The sequence below is a fragment of the Bradyrhizobium nivariense genome (genome assembly GCF_029846695.2).
GTDB lineage: Bacteria > Pseudomonadota > Alphaproteobacteria > Rhizobiales > Xanthobacteraceae > Bradyrhizobium.
This window is the reverse complement of record NZ_JARWCR020000001.1, coordinates 68,416-84,023: the sequence shown is the minus strand read 5'-3', so window position 1 is coordinate 84,023 and position 15,608 is coordinate 68,416. Positions and strand designations below refer to the sequence as shown.

Here is a 15,608-nt window from a genome sequence, read left to right as displayed (position 1 = left end):
TGCCTTGGCGAGGTCACCTAATCCTCAGGCTCCGCATTCAGCGCAAGGTCGGCGGAGCGGAACGGCTTGGCCTCGTCCAGTTTCCGGTAGGCTTTCGAAGCGGTTCGCAACAGCTTCTGTTCCCGCTTGCGGTTGAGGAAGCGAATGCCTGCCTCGGGGACGGCCTCGTTCAACGACGCTGCCAGAGTTTGCCCACGGGCATCGTCGTTCAATTGTCCGAGGGACTTTTGCGCCTTGCGCAATTGCTTGAGGATGGACTTCTGCTTCGTCAACGAGTCGTCGGCGAACAGGTCCTCGAGCGATTCGATCGAATAGGTCAGCCGCTTGTTGAGAAGCCGCAGCTTGTGACGCTTCTCGACGTCGAGCTTGCGGAGCTTGCGCGCTTTCTTGAGCAGCGTCTTTTCCCATTCCGTCAGTTGCGCCGTCGCGTGGTCGGCGAGCGAGCAGCGGCGCAATCTGATGGCCTCCTTGCTGCGCCGGGTCGACCAGGGACCGCTCTCGATCCAGGCCGACGTCTGTTCGACGAGACGGCGATACCGCGCGGATTGCAGCGCGCGGGCCAGCAGGCGGTGGCTCTCGGCGCGCTTCTCGTCCCAATGTTGGAGCTCGGCAATCACGGTCAACTCGCCACCGCTCTCGGCGAGGACTCGCTCGATCGCCACGTCGAGGTCCCGCACCATGCCGAGTTGGCTGTTCAGCCATTTCAGTTCGGCCCAGACATCCGGCCGCAGGGCGTCGTCGACCATCGGCGAGAAGAAGCGGATGGCGGTGCGCAGATGCGTCAGTGCGATGCGGATCTGGTGCAGCGCCTCCGGATCGCCTCGGCAGGTGCCGTCATGCTGGGCCAGAACGGCGTCGAGGTGACGGCGGGCGATGATCCGGAAGGCCGTGTCGCAGACCATGCCGGGGCTGAGGCGGCCGGGCAGGGCATTGCGCCTCGCCGCAGGCTTGGCGCGCGCGGTCGCCGTCGAACTCGTGCTGGGTCGCGCCATCCTTGCCCGCGTCAATCAGATTGCCTTATTTGCCCGCAGTGATCGCGTCCCGGCAGTTCTGGAGCGTCTGCTCTTGCGTCCTGGATGCATCGATGGTCGCCCAACCGACATGGCCGATATTATAGTGCTCTTGCAGCGCGGCAACCTCTTGCGTGGCGTCGGATGCGTCGCCCCGGCGGCTGCCGATCCGCGCCTGCCGGGTCGCGAGGTCCGCAACCAGAAACAGGCCGCTCAGCGGAACGTTGCGCTCGCGCGCCAGTGCGGCGACCGCGTCGCGTTCGTCCTCACGGGCAAATACGCCGTCGATGATCGCCGAATGGCCTTGCGCCAGCACCCGCCGGGCGTGCTGAGCCAACATGTCGTAAACGCGGGCTGTAACCTCCGGCGTGTATGCGGATGCCGGCAGCCGGTCCAAGTCCTCGACCCCGAACATTTCCTTGCGGACGACATCGCTGCGCAGCACGACGGCCCCCGGCTGCGGCGTAACCACCGGCGCCAGCGCGTGCGCCAAAGCCGTCTTTCCGGTGCCTGACAGTCCGCCGACCGCAATCAGCCGGGGTGCGGGAGGATGGATCAGCGCCCGGGCGAGGCCAAAATAGCGCCGTGCGTCGTCGAGAAAGCCCGGATCATCAGAATGCGGCGGCTTCAGCCGTGCCAGGGCCACCTGGGCGCGGATCGCCGCCCGAATGGACATGAACAGCGGCAATGCGGAGAGCGCGTCGAGATTTTCGGCCGGCGTCGCGGCGAGATATCGGTTCAGCACGATGTTGGCCGCGCGTGGTTGATCATGGCGCAGCAAGTCCATCAGCGTGAATGCGAGATCATAGAGCACGTCGATGGTTGCCATCTGGGCGTCGAACTCAATGGCATCGAACAGCACCGGCTGTTCGTCGATCGACACAATGTTCGCAAGATGGAGGTCGCCGTGGCAGCGGCGCACGAAGCCCTGACGGCCGCGCTCTACGAGCAGCGGTCGGAGGCGCAGGAACGTCGCGAGCGAGGCTGTGCCGAGCTGTGCAATCTCTTCAGCTTCGAAATGGTTGCCGGTCCGCAGGCCATTGCTGTTGCCGTCGATCAGGCCGGGGATGGATGAAACCCATGCCTGGCCGTCGGCGCGGGGCGCCGCCGCATGCGAAGCCACGATGGCGTCAGCGGCTGCCGAGGCAAGGTTGGCATCCAGCGGACCGGCCTTGGCCAGGTGATCCAGCGTCCGGCTCTCGTCGAAGCGCGACATGTCGACCGCATACTCGATCGGCCGGCCGCTTCCGTCGACCTTCACCGATCCATCGGCCTCTTGCGTGATCGCCACGACGCGATGATAGATCTGCGGCGCCAGCGGCCGGTTGATCCTGAGCTCCTCCTCGCAGGCCGCCTTGCGTTTCTCGAGCGTCGAATAATCGAGAAACGGAAACTGCACGGCGCGCTTGATTTTCAGCGCGCGCCTGCCTTCGAGAAAGACCGAAGCTGCGTGCGTATCGATCCGCCTCACGTCCGGATGCCCAGCGGAATTGGTGAGCGCCGCAAAGATCCGGTCCTGGGTCGCAGAATCGTCTGTCATTCCAGCTGCTACATCCAGATGCGTCGGAAGGCGGCCCGCCCGGCGACCAGGGTAACCCTTAGACGCAGATCGCGGCCAGTCCTTGACTTCTGTCAACGCTGGTCTCCGTCCGGCCGGTCGGAGTTCCCCGGGCTTGACGAGGATCAAGCGTCCCGACCAAAGCCGGCCTATTCTGGCGGCCAAGGAGAATCCCGATGCCCATCAAGGACGTCTTTCTACCGCTCGTCGGCCAGCCGCGCGGGCCGGCTCTTGCTGCGATCGAGAAATGCGTGGCCGTTGCTGCCGACCTCGGTGCCCGGATCACCGCGCTTGCACTCGAGGAGGATGTTTTCGTGCGGCCGAAGGTGGTGCTCCCCGATGATTCCGATGCGGCCGAGGCAAAAGGGTTGCTTGAGGCGAGCGACATGCAGCATCTCCTGAATGCGTTCACCCATGCAACCTCCCGCGTCAACATTCGCGCTCAAAGCCGGTCGGCCAGGGTACCGGCAGACCAGATCGCGTCGATCCTGGCCGAGCATGCGCGCTTCAGCGATCTTACGCTGGTCCCCGTCAAGCCGCACGACAGTCGAACCGAGCACATCATCGAGACGTTCCTGTTCGAATCCGGACGACCGCTGCTGCTCTGCCCGGAGCAGCACGTGGACGAGCTGCGGCCGGAATTCGAGAGCGTCATGATCGCCTGGGATCACTCCGCGCGTGCGGCGCGAGCGGTCGGCGACGCGCTCCCGCTCCTTCAGGCGGCCGCCTCGGTTCGCGTGGTGACCGTGGCGGACGACAAATCCGACGCGATCGTGCAATCCGGGACGGCTCTGATTGACCACTTGAGGGAACACGGGGTCTACGCCTCGTTCGAAACCGCGAAGGGCAACGGCAGTTCGATCGGCAAGGTGCTCGGAAGCTGGGCGAATTCCCATGCCATCGACGCGATCGTGATGGGCGCCTACCATCATTCGCGCCTGAACGAGATCGTTTGGGGCGGTGTGACAAAGACCGTCATTGGCGAGCCACCGTGCTGGGTTATGATCTCGCACTAGTCGGATAGCCAGTTTATCGGCCCGACCGTCAACCATCGGAACCGCCACCGACCGGGCGCATTTGCTGTCATGTCAATCTATCGCCTGAAGTATCTGCTGTCGCCGCGTTCGGTTGCGCTCGTCGGCGCGAGCGCCCGTCCGGTCTCCGTCGGACGCGCCGTTCTGGAGAACATCCGCAGGGCTGAATTCACGGGGCAGTTCGGCCTCGTCAATCCGCGTCATGCCGAGATCGGCGGCGTCGCGGCGGTGGGCAGCCTCGACAGGCTGCCGTTCGTGCCCGAGCTCGTGGTCATCACCGCGCCGGCGCGAACGGTTCCAGGCATCATCGATCAAGCCGGTCGTCGCGGCTCGGCGGGCGCACTGATCGTCTCGGCCGGGCTCGGTCACGGACCGGGGTCCCTGCACGAGGCCGCAATCGCTGCGGCCCGCAAATACGGCATGCGGCTGATCGGGCCGAACTGCTTGGGCATCATGATGCCTGGGGTGAGCCTCAATGCGAGTTTTGCCGCGCACATGCCGGGCGCGGGAAACCTTGCGTTGATCTCGCAATCGGGCGCGATCGCGGCCGGCATGGTCGATTGGGCCGCGCAGCGCGGCGTCGGCTTTTCCGGCATCGTCTCGATCGGCGATCAGATCGACGTCGATATTGCCGACCTGCTCGACTATTTCGCGATGGATCACAAGACCCGCGCGATCCTGCTCTATATCGAGGCCATCAAGGACGCGCGCAAGTTCATGTCGGCGGCGCGCACCGCGGCGCGGGTGAAGCCGGTCGTCGTGGTGAAGTCCGGCCGCATGGCTCAGGGCGCGAAGGCCGCTGCCACGCATACCGGCGCGCTCGCGGGCGCCGACGCCGTCTATGACGCGGCGTTCCGCCGCGCGGGCGTCCTGCGGGTCTCGGATCTGCGCGAGCTGTTCGATTGCGCCGAGACGCTCGGCCGCGTCGAATCGCCGACCGGAAAGCGCCTCGCCATCCTGACCAATGGCGGCGGCATTGGCGTCCTCGCCGTCGATCGGCTGGTCGAGCTTGGCGGAATTCCAGCAACCATCTCGGCGGACGCGCGCAAGAAACTCGACGACGTGCTGCCGTCGACCTGGTCCGGCGCAAATCCCGTCGACATCGTGGGCGACGCTGACGCCTCGCGCTACGCTGCGGCGCTGGAGGTGCTGCTCGCCGATCCCGACAATGACGCCGTCCTTGTCCTCAATGTACAGACAGCGATCGCCTCGGCTGCCGATATCGCGGCGATGGTGACCGAGCGCGTTAAGGCATATCGCCAGAAGCAACGCAGTTGGGCCAAGCCCGTGCTCGCCTCCTGGATCGGAGCCGACCAGAACATCATCGAAACACTGTCCGGCGCCGGCATTCCGAACTATCCGACCGAAGACGACGCGGTGCGCGGCTTCATGTACCTCGTGAGGCACCGCGAAGTCGTGGAGGAGCTGAGCCAGGTCCCTCCGGCGATGCCCGATACGTTCGTGCCTGACGCCCAGGCTGCCAGGCAGATTGTTACGACTGCGATCGCCGACGGTCGCGAATGGCTCGAGCCCGTCGAGATCAAGCTTCTGCTGGAGGCTTATGACATCGCAATGGTTCCGACCTATGCCGCCACCGATGTCGAGCAGGCGGTAGCCTGCGCGAAAGAAATCCTCGCAAAAGGCGGCACCGTCGTGCTGAAGATCATGTCGCGCGACATCGTGCACAAATCCGACGTCGGCGGCGTCGTGCTCAATCTGACGACGCCCGAGACGGTGCGCGCCGCTGCCACCGACATTCTCGCCCGGGCAAGGAAGCTGCGTCCCAAAGCTCGAATTGAGGGCGTCATCGTGCAGGCGATGGTCGTCAAGGCGAAGGCGCGCGAGTTGATCCTCGGCCTTGCCGACGATCCGACTTTCGGAACCGTCGTCGTGTTCGGTCGCGGTGGGACCGCGGTCGAGATCATCAACGACAAGGCGCTTGCGCTGCCGCCGCTCGATCTGCAACTGGCCCGCGACCTGATCGACCGCACGCGCGTGTCACGGCTGCTGAAGGCCTATCGGGACGTACCGGCGGTGAAGCCGGACGCCGTCGCCATGGTTCTGGTCAAACTGGCGCAGATGGCCGCCGACATTCCCGAGATCCGCGAACTCGACATCAATCCGCTGCTCGCGGACGAGACCGGCGTAACCGCGGTCGATGCCCGTGTCGCGGTTGGACCGCCGCAACGGAAGTTTGCCGGCTCCAGCCCTGCCAACTTCGCCGTTCGAGCTTATCCGTCGCAATGGGAGTGCCGCCTCGAGCTCAAGGACGGCTGGCGGATCTTCGCGCGGCCCCTGCGTCCGGAGGACGAGCCGACCATCCACGCATTCCTGCGTCATGTCACGGCGCACGACCTTCGTTTGCGTTTCTTCGCGCCGATGAAGGAGTTTAGTCACGAGTTCATCGCGCGTCTGACCCAGCTCGACTATGCGCGCGCGATGGCCTTCATCGCATTCGACGAGGCCACCGGCGAGATGGTCGGCGTGGTCCGGCTCCATTCGGACTCGATCTACGAGAGCGGCGAATACGCGATCCTGCTGCGGTCCGATCTCAAGGGCAGGGGGCTGGGATGGGCCCTGATGCAGTTGATCATCGACTACGCGAAGTCGGAAGGGCTGAAAGCCATATCGGGCGACGTGCTCCGGGAGAACACCGTGATGCTCGAGATGTGCCGGCAGCTCGGCTTCGAGGTGAAGCCGGATCCCGCCGAGCCGGATATTTGCGGCGTCAGGCTGAAACTCTGAGCGCGCCCGCTAGGAGCGCGCTTCAGCCGAATTTGCGGCGGCGGGGTCCTTGGCCGTCCTCCGCAAATTCTTGACGATGACCGCAATCAGCGGCACCAGCACCGGCGCGATCGTGCCGAGCGGATGATGCACGGCGCCCGACATCTGGGCCTGGAGTGCGCGCGCTTCGAGCTGAAGGACTTCGAGGGATGCGCCGTGGATCTGGGCGTTCGGCAGCGCCTCAACGCAATACGACTTGCGTTACCTGCAACTCTGCATCTATCCAAAGGCATAGGCGCATCCTTCGGATGCGGACTCCGGGCCCGGCCGCCGCATTTTCGCGGCATTTGCCTCCAGATGCGCGCGTGCTTTCTGGTTGAAAAGCCTGATAACGTTGACTACGCAGGAACTTCAGTGCCTTGCAGTCTTAGGAGCCCCGCGGCGTGCCTCAGGACAAGACCGGCGACCCGCGACAGTCGGCGGGCAACAAACTATCGGTCCTGCGCAAGCACCCGATCTTCGCGGATCTGGAGCCGGAGGCGCTCGATCAGCTCTGCCGCTATGCCAAGCACAGCACGGTGAAGCGCGGCGCGACGATCGCCGCCAAGGGCGATCCCGGCAACAATTTGTTCGCGGTGATCACCGGGACGGTGAAGATTTCCTCCTCATCGCCCGACGGGCGGAATGCCATTCTCAATCTGATCGGTCCCGGAGAGATCTTCGGCGAGATCGCGGTGCTCGATGGCGCGCCCCGGTCGGCCGATGCGACCGCCAACACCAATTGCGAGCTCTACATCATCGATCGCCGGGACTTCCTGCCGTTCGTGAAGAGCCAGCCGGCGCTGGCGATGAAATTCATCGAGCTGCTTTGCGCGCGCCTGCGCTGGACCAGCCAGCAGGTCGAGCAGGTGATCCTGCAAAATCTGCCGGGCCGGCTTGCGAGCGCGCTGCTCGGCCTCACCGAGGAGCGCAAGTTCGACTCCGGCAGCGGCACGCTCGCCATCACGCAGCAGGAGATCAGCGAGATGGTGGGGATGACGCGCGAGAGCATCAACAAGCAATTGCGCGCCTGGGCGGGCCGCAATTGGGTTCGCCTCGAGCACGGCGCCATCGTCGTGCTCGACATTGATGCCTTGCGCGAACTCGCCGAGAGCGGGCTCGACGGCTAGCTGCCAATGATCGCGACGGCGCGGGTCCAGCCCGCGGAGGCACGCTCGATCTTCACCGGAAAGCATGAGACCGTGAACCCGGTCGAAGGCAGCTGGTCGAGATTGTGCAGCTTCTCGAGATGGCAATAGCCGATGTGCCGTCCCGCCTTGTGGCCTTCCCAGATCAGGCCGGCATCTTTCGTTTCGGCATATTTCTTCGCGGTGTGGACAAAGGGCGCGTCCCAGCTCCAGCCGTCGGTGCCGGTCAGCCGCACGCCGCGTTCGAGCAGATACATGGTGGCCTCGTAGCCCATGCCGCAGCCGGAGCTGACATAGTCGGCCTGGCCGAACTTCGCGCCGGCGCTGGTGTTGACGACGACGATCTCCAGCGGCGACAGCGTATGCCCGATCCGCCTCAACTCCTTCTCGACGTCGTCGGCGCTCGCCACGTAGCCGTCGGGGAGATGCCGGAAGTCGAGCTTCACGCCGGGCTGAAGGCACCATTCCAGCGGCACCTCGTCGATCGTCCATGACCGCTCGCCGCGATTCATGGTCGGATGGAAGTGCCAGGGCGCATCGAGATGCGTGCCGTTATGGGTCGACAGCGAGACTTGCTCGACGGCCCAGCCCTGGCCGTCCGGCAGATCCTGCGCCTTGAGACCGTCGAAGAACTGCAGCATCCGCGGCAGGCCCTGCTGGTGATCGATGTACTGGATCGTCGGGTGATTGCCCGGCGGATCGGCCGTCACGTCGTTTCTGAGCGGCACGGAGATGTCGATCAGCTTCCGCGGCATGGGCATTCCTCGGGATCGTCCGTTTTGCTTCGGAGCATCTTGAGGGGGCCGCACCGGCGGCGTCAAGCGACGCGCATGAACGCATCACGCGGGTAGTCAGCCAAGTAGATTCGGAAAAAGTGGCCCATTAGCCAATTGCCCCCCGAAGCCATCGATGCAACTCTAGCATTGATCGATGCCGGATTTGGCTTGGACTCAGAATGCCGCCCGCCCTACGGACGACAATGGCGCTTGACTTCACACCTGAAGTGGAGCGACCCAAGGCGGCCCGCAGCTCTGCCCAACAATATAATCACCTCAGGAGGAAGCCCAGATGAAGACACTCACCGGCATCATCGCAGCCGCTCTGCTGGCGGTCTCAGCCCCCTTGGCGACCGCACGCGATTTCCGTTCCGCCGACATCCACCCCGCCGATTATCCGACCGTCGAGGCCGTCAAGTTCATGGGCAAGCAGCTCGCAGCGGCGAGCGGCGGCAAGCTCGGCGTGAAGGTGTTTCCCAACGGCGCCCTGGGCTCCGAGAAGGACACCATCGAGCAGCTCAAGATCGGCGCGCTCGACATGATGCGGATCAACGCATCGCCCTTGAACAACTTCGTGCCGGAAACCATCGCGTTGTGCCTGCCCTTCATCTTCCGGGACACGCAGCACATGCGCACGGTCCTTGACGGGCCGATCGGCGACGAGATCCTGGCGGCCATGGCGCCCGCAGGCCTGGTCGGCCTCGCCTATTATGACAGCGGCGCCCGGTCGATTTACACCGTCAAGGCACCGATCAAGTCGCTCGCGGACCTCAAGGGTCTGAAGATTCGCGTCCAGCAATCCGACCTGTGGGTCGGCATGATCCAGAGCCTCGGGGCCAATCCGACGCCGATGCCGTATGGCGAGGTCTATACCGCTCTCAAGACCGGTCTGGTGGACGCTGCGGAGAACAACTGGCCCTCTTACGAGTCCTCGCGCCACTTCGAGGCCGCCAAGTTCTACAACGTCACCGAGCACTCCCTGGCGCCCGAAGTTCTCGTGATGTCCAAGACGGTCTGGGACACGCTGAGCAAGGAGGATCAGGCGATGGTCCGCAAGGCGGCCAAGGAATCGGTGCCCGTCATGCGCAAGCTCTGGGACGAGCGTGAGCAGGCGTCCCGCAAGACCGTCGAAGCGGCCGGCGTTCAGGTCGTGACGATCGCCAACAAGGCGGAATTCGTCGACGCGATGAAGCCGGTGTACCAGAAGTTCGCCGGTGACGAGAAGCTGCAGAGCCTCGTCAAGCGTATCCAGGACACGAAGTAAGACCTAGCGTCGGTCCGGCGTCGCCGACTGGCGACACCGGACGCCCCGCACGGAGGCGCGCAAGGAGACCTGCAAGGAGACTTGGATGACAGACCCTCACGTCGCAAGCCACGAGCAGGAGGCGGTAGCCGGACGCCCGTCTACCGGCTTGCTGTCGCGGATCAATGCCGTCGTCGCTCGGGCGGGGATGTATCTGTCGGTGACCGGACTGCTCGTCATCGTCACCATCGTGTTCTACCAGGTGTTCGGACGTTACGTGCTCAATTCCAGCCCGACCTGGACGGAGAATCTTGCCCTGGTTCTGATCCTGTATGTCACGTTGATCGGCGCCGCTGTCGGCGTGCGCGATGCCGGACACATCGGAATGGACAGCTTGCTGGTGATGCTGCCGGATCATTTGCGTGAGAAAATCGAGCTTATCATCCACATCCTGGTGGCCGTGTTCGGCGTTGCGATGGCCTACAACGGCTGGATCCTCGGGGCGTCGGTCGGAACCGTGAAGATCCCCAATCTCGGCCTGCCTGAGGTCATCCGCTACGTGCCGCTGATCGCCTCCGGCGTCCTGATCGTCTCCTTTTCAATCGAGCACATCATCGCTCTCCTGCGCGGCGAAGAGGTCGTCCCCTCATGGAACTGATCATTCTCGGCGCGACTTTCTTCGGCTTCCTGGTCCTGGGCGTACCGGTCGCCTTCGCGATCGGCCTCTCGGCGATTTGCACCATCCTTTACGAAGGCCTGCCGGTCGCCGTCATCTTCCAGCAGATGATGTCGGGGATGAACATCTTCTCCTTCCTCGCCATCCCGTTCTTCGTCTTCAGCGGTGAGCTGATGTTGCATGGCGGCGTCGCCGACAAGATCGTGCAGCTCGCCAAGAATCTCGTCGGGCACATCCGCGGCGGGCTCGGCATGTCGAACGTGGTCGCCTGCACGCTGTTCGGCGGCGTATCCGGCTCCCCCGTGGCCGACGTGTCGGCGATGGGGGCCGTGATGATCCCCATGATGAAAAAGGAAGGTTTCGACACCGATTACGCCGTCAACGTCACCACCCATGCTTCGCTGGTCGGGGCACTGATGCCGACCAGCCATAACATGATCATCTATGCGCTCGCCGCCGGCGGCAAGGTCTCGATCGGCGCGCTGATCGCCGCCGGCCTCCTGCCGGCGCTCGTGCTGATGGTGTGCATGCTGGTCGCCGCTTACGCGGTCGCGGTGAAGCGAGGCTATCCGGCCGGCAAGTTCCCGGGCTGGCCCGCGGTTGTTCGCTCGTTCGCGGCCGCTCTGCCCGGCCTTCTGATCGTCGGCATCATCCTGGCGGGCATTCTGTCCGGCGTGTTCACGGCAACCGAATCCGCGGCCGTCGCGGTCACCTACACGATCCTGCTGACGTTCTTCATCTACCGTACCATGACCCTGCCGAACTTCCTGCGCGCCGCGGCCAAGGCGGTGAAGACGACGGGCGTGGTGCTGCTGCTGATCGGCGTCTCCACCATGTTCCAGTATCTGATGGGGCTTTACGAGGTGGCCGACTTCGCCGGCGATATGATGAGCAAGGTCTCGACCCAACCCTGGGTCATCTTCCTGCTCATCAACGTCATCCTGTTCGTGCTGGGCACGTTCATGGACATGGCCGCGACCATCCTGATCTGCACTCCCATCTTCCTGCCGATCGCGATGAAGGCGGGCATGGATCCGGTGCAGTTCGGCATGCTGATGCTGATCAATTGCGCCCTGGGGCTGAACACCCCGCCGGTCGGGACGACGCAGTTCGTGGGCTGCGCCATCGGCGGCATCTCGGTGGGCGCAGTGATGCGCACCATCCTGCCGTTCTACGCCGCCCTGATCGCAGCTCTGATGTTCGTGACCTACGTCCCCGCCTTCTCGCTGTGGCTGCCCCGCCTGCTGATGGGCTACAAGGGATAGCAGCAACGCAGGAGAATCTGTCCGTGACTGACTATCGCAAGCTCTTCGATCTCAGCGGCAAGACCGCAGTCGTGCTCGGCGCCGCCTCTGGAATCGGCAAGTCGTCGGCCGAGGCACTGGCTGGGCTCGGTGCCCGTATCGTCTGCGCCGATCGCGCGCTTGATGCCGCCGAAGCGACCGCCGCCGGCATTCGTGAGAAGGGCGGCTGGGCCGAGGCGGCTGCGTGTGACGCCGCCAGCGCTGCGGACGTCAATGCGCTGGCCAAGACCGTGATGCAGAAATTTCCGCGGCTCGACATCGCGGTGACGACGCCAGGGCTCAACATCCGCAAGACCATCCTCGACTACACCGAGGAGGATCTCGACCGCGTCCTCAACCTCAACGTCAAGGGCACGGTCTGGTTCTTCCAGGCCTTCGGCCGCATCATGGTCGAGCAGAAGGGCGGCAGCATCATCGCCTGCTCCTCGGTGCGCGCGGTGACCATCGAGCCGGGGCTGGGAGTCTATGGCTCGACCAAGGCGGCCATCGGCCTGTTGGTGAAGGGCTTCGCTTCCGAGGTCGGCCGCTCCGGCGTGCGCGTCAACGCGATTGCGCCGAGCATCGCCGAGACCGCGCTGACCGGCCCGTTCAAGCAGCGTCCCGACATCTACAATCTCTACGCGGGCCACACCGTGTTCAACCGCTGGAGCAGCGCCGACGAGGTCGCGACAGCCGTCGCCTATCTCGCCTCGGACGCCGCGAGCTATGTCAGCGGCAGCACGTTGTTCGTCGATGGCGGCTGGACCGCCGTCGACGGTCCGCCGACCGGCCTCACCCAGTTGCACACATAGGGCGGTTATCTAGCCGGTGAAGCCCGCGCGCCGGCGCAGCTCCTTGCGGTCTGCGCCGGTCAGCAACGCGATCAGCGCGGCCGCCTCTTGCGGATGTGCGGCCCGCGTGGTCACGCCGGCGGTGTACATCGTCACGAGCTCGCAGCCCGGCGGCAGCGCCCCTGACAGCGCGATGCCGTCGGTCGCGATGATCTCGGTCGCCTGCGTGCAGCCGATCGGATGGGTCGCAGTGGACGACGCAAGCTCCCGCATCGCGGTCGCGCCGTTCGGAAAGATCTTGAGGCGCGAAGCAACCTCGTAGGCAATGCCGAGCTGATCCAGCACTTTTGCGACGTGCTGTCCCGCCGTCGAGGCTTTGGTATCCGGGACGAAGATCGCGTCGGCGCTGCGCAGCACCTCGCGCAAATCGGCTTCGGTCTTCACCGTCACCTTGGGATCGCCGCTACGGACCGCCAGCGCGGTCTCGACCCGCCCGACATCCGCGATCGATGAGGGAGTGACGAACTTCTCCTCGGCAAGCTTTGCCAGCAGCGCCTGCGTCAGGATGACGAGATCGGCCAACGTCCCCGCGCGCAGCTTGTCGGCCATGATGCCGACCGCGCCGAACTCGCCATCGATGCCGAAGCCGGTCTGTGCCTTGAAGGGCTCGCTGAGGCCGCGCACCAGGCCCTGCGCCGCGCCTCCGCTCAAGATGTTCACTGTCGTCACGATGCGAACTCCATGGCTGCAATGATCTTGTCGCGGGTGATCGGCAGGTCGCGCACGCGCACGCCGAGGCAATCGTAAACGGCATTCGCGATCGCCGCCGTCACCGGGCCGTGGGCGGCTTCGCCGGCGCCGACCGGGTCGATCTCCGGCCGCTGGACGATCTCGACATCCACCATCGGCACCTCGCTGAAGGTGAGGATCGGATAGTCGGTCCAGGAGGTCGAAATGATGCGCGTCCGGTCGAAGCGGACGCGTTCCTTCAGCACCCAGCTCGTCGCCTGGATTGCGCCGCCCTCGATCTGGTTGATGACGCCGTCCGGAGTGATGGCCTCGCCGACATCGACCGCGAGCGTCAGCCGCTTCACGCGGATGTCATCAGTGCCTTCGATCTCCGCAATCGCGGCGCAATAGGCTCCCGTGTTCTTGTAGCGGGCGAAGCCGACGCCGTGGCCGATGCCAGACTGTTTTTGCGGTTTCCACTGCGCGCGCCGTGCCGCGGCGCGAATGACGTCCTTCGCCCGTTCGTCGCGCAAATGACGCAAGCGGAACGCGATCGGGTCCTCGTTGCGCAGGGCGGCGATCTCGTCGAGCAGGGACTCGATGGCGAATACATTGCCTTGTGCGCCGAGGGTCCGCAGCGCCGAGGTCCGCACCGGCATGGTCAGCAGCCGGTGGCTCGTGATCGTCCAGGCCGGAAGGTCGTAGAGCGGAACGGAGTTGCGGTCGCCGCCGCCGCCGCTGGCCGCGGCCGGGTTCGTCGAGATCATGCGCGGGTAGGGGTTCGCAATCTCGGTCGCGGCAAGCAGCGCAGGCAACGCCGCGCGGCCCGGTCGCGCCGCATGGCCGTTGCTCCAGATCGCATGGCGCCAACCGACGATCTCGTTGTCCGCATCGAGATCGGCCTCGATCTCGATCGCCATTGCCGCGCCGAACGGCGCTTGGGACATCTCGTCGTGGCGTGACCACTGCACCCGGACCGGACGGCCGTTGGTCGCTTTCGCCAGCAGCACGGCATCGAGTGCGACGTCGTCGGCGGCATTGTGCCCGTAGCAGCCGGCGCCCTCCATGTGCTCGACCACGATGTTTTTTGCCGCCAGCTTGAGCACGATCGCGAGATCGGCGCGCAGCAGGTAGACGCCCTGGCTGTGCGTCCACACGCGAACCCGATCGCCGTTCCATTGTGCCATCGCACACGATGGAGCGATCGAGGCATGCGCGATGTAGGGACGGATGTATCGCCGGCGAAGGGTGCGCGCACGCTTGGGCGGCGCTGCCGTGGTCCTGGTGTCGATGACCGTCGTTTCGACCGGCTGGCTCCTCAGGAAGGCGGCCAGATCATCTTCGTCGGGCAGCGGCTCGCCGGCCGACCATGTCGCGCCCTTGCGCAAGGCTTTCAAAGCAGCTTCCGCCACTGCCTCGCTGTCGGCAACCACGCCGGCAAAGCCGCCGTCGCGGACGATCGCGACGAGGCCGGGAACGGCTCGCGCAGCCGTCTCGTCGAGCGCGATCAGCTTGGCGCCCGAGGCGTCCGGCCGCAGCACGCGTCCGTGCAGCAGGCCCGGCAGCGGACAGTCATGAATAAAGCGCGGCCGTGCGAACACCTTGTCGGGAATATCGACGCGCTGGACCGAATGTCCGGCGACGGCGCGTTTGGCGGCGCTCTTTGCTGTCGCGCCCGCATTGGCGTCGCGGTCGAGCGAGACGTCACCGGCGAGCTCCCAATAGCTGGTGCTGACATTGCCGGGGCCCGAGATCGTGCCGTCATCGATCTCGAGCAGCGACGCATCGACACCGAGACGCTCCGATGCCGCGGCGAGGAAGCGCTGGCGCACCTCGGCACAGACCTGGCGCAGCGCACGGCCGGATTGCTGGACCGAGAGGCTGCCCGAGGTGACGCCCTCGTTCGGGCTCGCCGCCGTGGAGGCGCGGATCATTTCGACTCGGGAGATATCAATGTCGAGCTCGTCGGCGGCGATCTGCGCCAGCGCCGTGACGATGCCCTGGCCGATCTCGACCTTGCCGGGCGAGATCTCGACACGGCCTTCGCCGGTGAACTGCACCCAGGATGATAGTCTTGGATTGGTCACGAGGCTGACCGGCAGTTTCGGGGCAGGGGATGGCGCACTCATGATGTCGCCATCTCCGATACCGCCCGCAGCACGGCGCGCACCATGCGATTATGTGATCCGCAGCGGCACAGATTGCGATCGAGCGCCGCTTTCACCTCCGCCTCCGTCGGCGACGGATTGCGCTTCAGCAGCGCCGCCGCGCTGATCAGGATTCCCGATACGCAATAGCCGCATTGCATCGCCTGCTCGGCGATAAAGGCGCGTTGCAGCGGATGAGGTTGCTCCGCCGTGCCGAGGCCCTCGACTGTGACGACGTCCTTGTCCGCGACCGACCACATCGGCATCTCGCAGGAGGCCATCGCGCGGTCGCCGACCATGACATGGCAGGCGCCGCACTCGCCGGCCCCGCAGCCGAAATGCGGACTGGTGACGCCGAGCCGGCCGCGCAGCACGTCGAGCAGCGTCTGATCCGGATCGGCGTCCACGGCCATCGCCGCGCCGTTGAGCTGGAATTGAATGACGGGCATT

14 protein-coding genes are annotated in these 15,608 nt (G+C 65.1%); 7 read left to right on the top strand and 7 right to left on the bottom strand.

Going from position 1 to position 15,608, the window contains the following annotated elements; translation table 11 throughout:
- Window positions 1-17 precede the first annotated feature (17 nt).
- Both QCM77_RS00385 and QCM77_RS00380 read right to left on the bottom strand, forming a co-directional pair.
- Window positions 18-992, bottom strand: coding sequence for a CHAD domain-containing protein (locus QCM77_RS00385; protein ID WP_279681386.1), 975 nt, complete (start codon window positions 990-992; stop codon window positions 18-20).
- A gap of 25 nt (window positions 993-1,017) precedes the next feature.
- The gene (locus QCM77_RS00380; RefSeq protein ID WP_279681385.1) at window positions 1,018-2,550 is read right to left on the bottom strand and encodes a bifunctional aminoglycoside phosphotransferase/ATP-binding protein; all 1,533 of its coding nucleotides are present in this window, start codon (window positions 2,548-2,550) and stop codon (window positions 1,018-1,020) included.
- A gap of 194 nt (window positions 2,551-2,744) precedes the next feature.
- Here QCM77_RS00380 and QCM77_RS00375 point away from each other — a divergent pair, with 194 nt between their 5' ends.
- On the top strand, window positions 2,745-3,584 hold the full coding sequence (locus QCM77_RS00375; protein WP_279681384.1) for a universal stress protein: 840 nt from the start codon (window positions 2,745-2,747) through the stop codon (window positions 3,582-3,584).
- Window positions 3,585-3,653: 69 nt separating this feature from the next.
- Entirely contained in the window at window positions 3,654-6,347 is a 2,694-nt protein-coding gene (locus QCM77_RS00370) for a bifunctional acetate--CoA ligase family protein/GNAT family N-acetyltransferase (protein WP_279681383.1), read from the top strand.
- 9 nt (window positions 6,348-6,356) lie between these two features.
- Here the strand turns inward: QCM77_RS00370 and QCM77_RS00365 are convergent, their stop codons facing one another.
- Window positions 6,357-6,491 carry a hypothetical protein gene (locus QCM77_RS00365; protein ID WP_279681382.1) on the bottom strand — a complete coding sequence of 45 codons (135 nt, stop codon included), beginning with the start codon at window positions 6,489-6,491 and terminating at the stop codon, window positions 6,357-6,359.
- A 278-nt stretch (window positions 6,492-6,769) separates the two neighbouring features.
- Here QCM77_RS00365 and QCM77_RS00360 point away from each other — a divergent pair, with 278 nt between their 5' ends.
- The gene (locus QCM77_RS00360) at window positions 6,770-7,495 is read left to right on the top strand and encodes a Crp/Fnr family transcriptional regulator (RefSeq protein ID WP_279669204.1); all 726 of its coding nucleotides are present in this window, start codon (window positions 6,770-6,772) and stop codon (window positions 7,493-7,495) included.
- Here QCM77_RS00360 and QCM77_RS00355 read toward each other — a convergent pair.
- Window positions 7,492-8,268, bottom strand: coding sequence for a cyclase family protein (locus QCM77_RS00355; protein WP_279681381.1), 777 nt, complete (start codon window positions 8,266-8,268; stop codon window positions 7,492-7,494). The two genes, QCM77_RS00360 and QCM77_RS00355, sit on opposite strands and share 4 nt — an antisense overlap.
- A 313-nt stretch (window positions 8,269-8,581) precedes the next feature.
- Between QCM77_RS00355 and QCM77_RS00350 the strand changes: the two genes are divergently transcribed.
- From QCM77_RS00350 to QCM77_RS00335, 4 genes are all read left to right on the top strand, one after another.
- Window positions 8,582-9,553: a TRAP transporter substrate-binding protein gene (locus tag QCM77_RS00350; RefSeq protein ID WP_279681380.1), complete on the top strand. Its 972-nt coding sequence runs from the start codon at window positions 8,582-8,584 to the stop codon at window positions 9,551-9,553.
- Between the two features lie 85 nt (window positions 9,554-9,638).
- Complete coding sequence (locus QCM77_RS00345) at window positions 9,639-10,190, top strand: TRAP transporter small permease (RefSeq protein ID WP_279681378.1); 552 nt, start codon at window positions 9,639-9,641, stop codon at window positions 10,188-10,190.
- Complete coding sequence (locus QCM77_RS00340) at window positions 10,181-11,473, top strand: TRAP transporter large permease (protein ID WP_279681376.1); 1,293 nt, start codon at window positions 10,181-10,183, stop codon at window positions 11,471-11,473. Before QCM77_RS00345 ends, QCM77_RS00340 begins: the two co-directional genes overlap by 10 nt.
- Window positions 11,474-11,496: 23 nt before the next feature.
- On the top strand, window positions 11,497-12,303 hold the full coding sequence (locus QCM77_RS00335) for an SDR family NAD(P)-dependent oxidoreductase (protein ID WP_279681374.1): 807 nt from the start codon (window positions 11,497-11,499) through the stop codon (window positions 12,301-12,303).
- 9 nt (window positions 12,304-12,312) lie between these two features.
- Here QCM77_RS00335 and QCM77_RS00330 read toward each other — a convergent pair whose 3' ends face one another.
- The 3 genes from QCM77_RS00330 to QCM77_RS00320 are packed head-to-tail and all read right to left on the bottom strand — an operon-like array spanning window position 12,313 to window position 15,607.
- Complete coding sequence (locus QCM77_RS00330; RefSeq protein ID WP_279681372.1) at window positions 12,313-13,011, bottom strand: molybdate ABC transporter substrate-binding protein; 699 nt, start codon at window positions 13,009-13,011, stop codon at window positions 12,313-12,315.
- A complete protein-coding gene (locus QCM77_RS00325) occupies window positions 13,008-15,140 on the bottom strand; it encodes a xanthine dehydrogenase family protein molybdopterin-binding subunit (RefSeq protein ID WP_279681371.1) in 2,133 nt (710 codons plus the stop codon). The genes QCM77_RS00330 and QCM77_RS00325 overlap by 4 nt, the downstream gene beginning before the upstream one ends.
- Window positions 15,137-15,607 carry a (2Fe-2S)-binding protein gene (locus QCM77_RS00320; RefSeq protein ID WP_279681370.1) on the bottom strand — a complete coding sequence of 157 codons (471 nt, stop codon included), beginning with the start codon at window positions 15,605-15,607 and terminating at the stop codon, window positions 15,137-15,139. The genes QCM77_RS00325 and QCM77_RS00320 overlap by 4 nt, the downstream gene beginning before the upstream one ends.
- Window position 15,608: the final 1 nt, after the last annotated feature.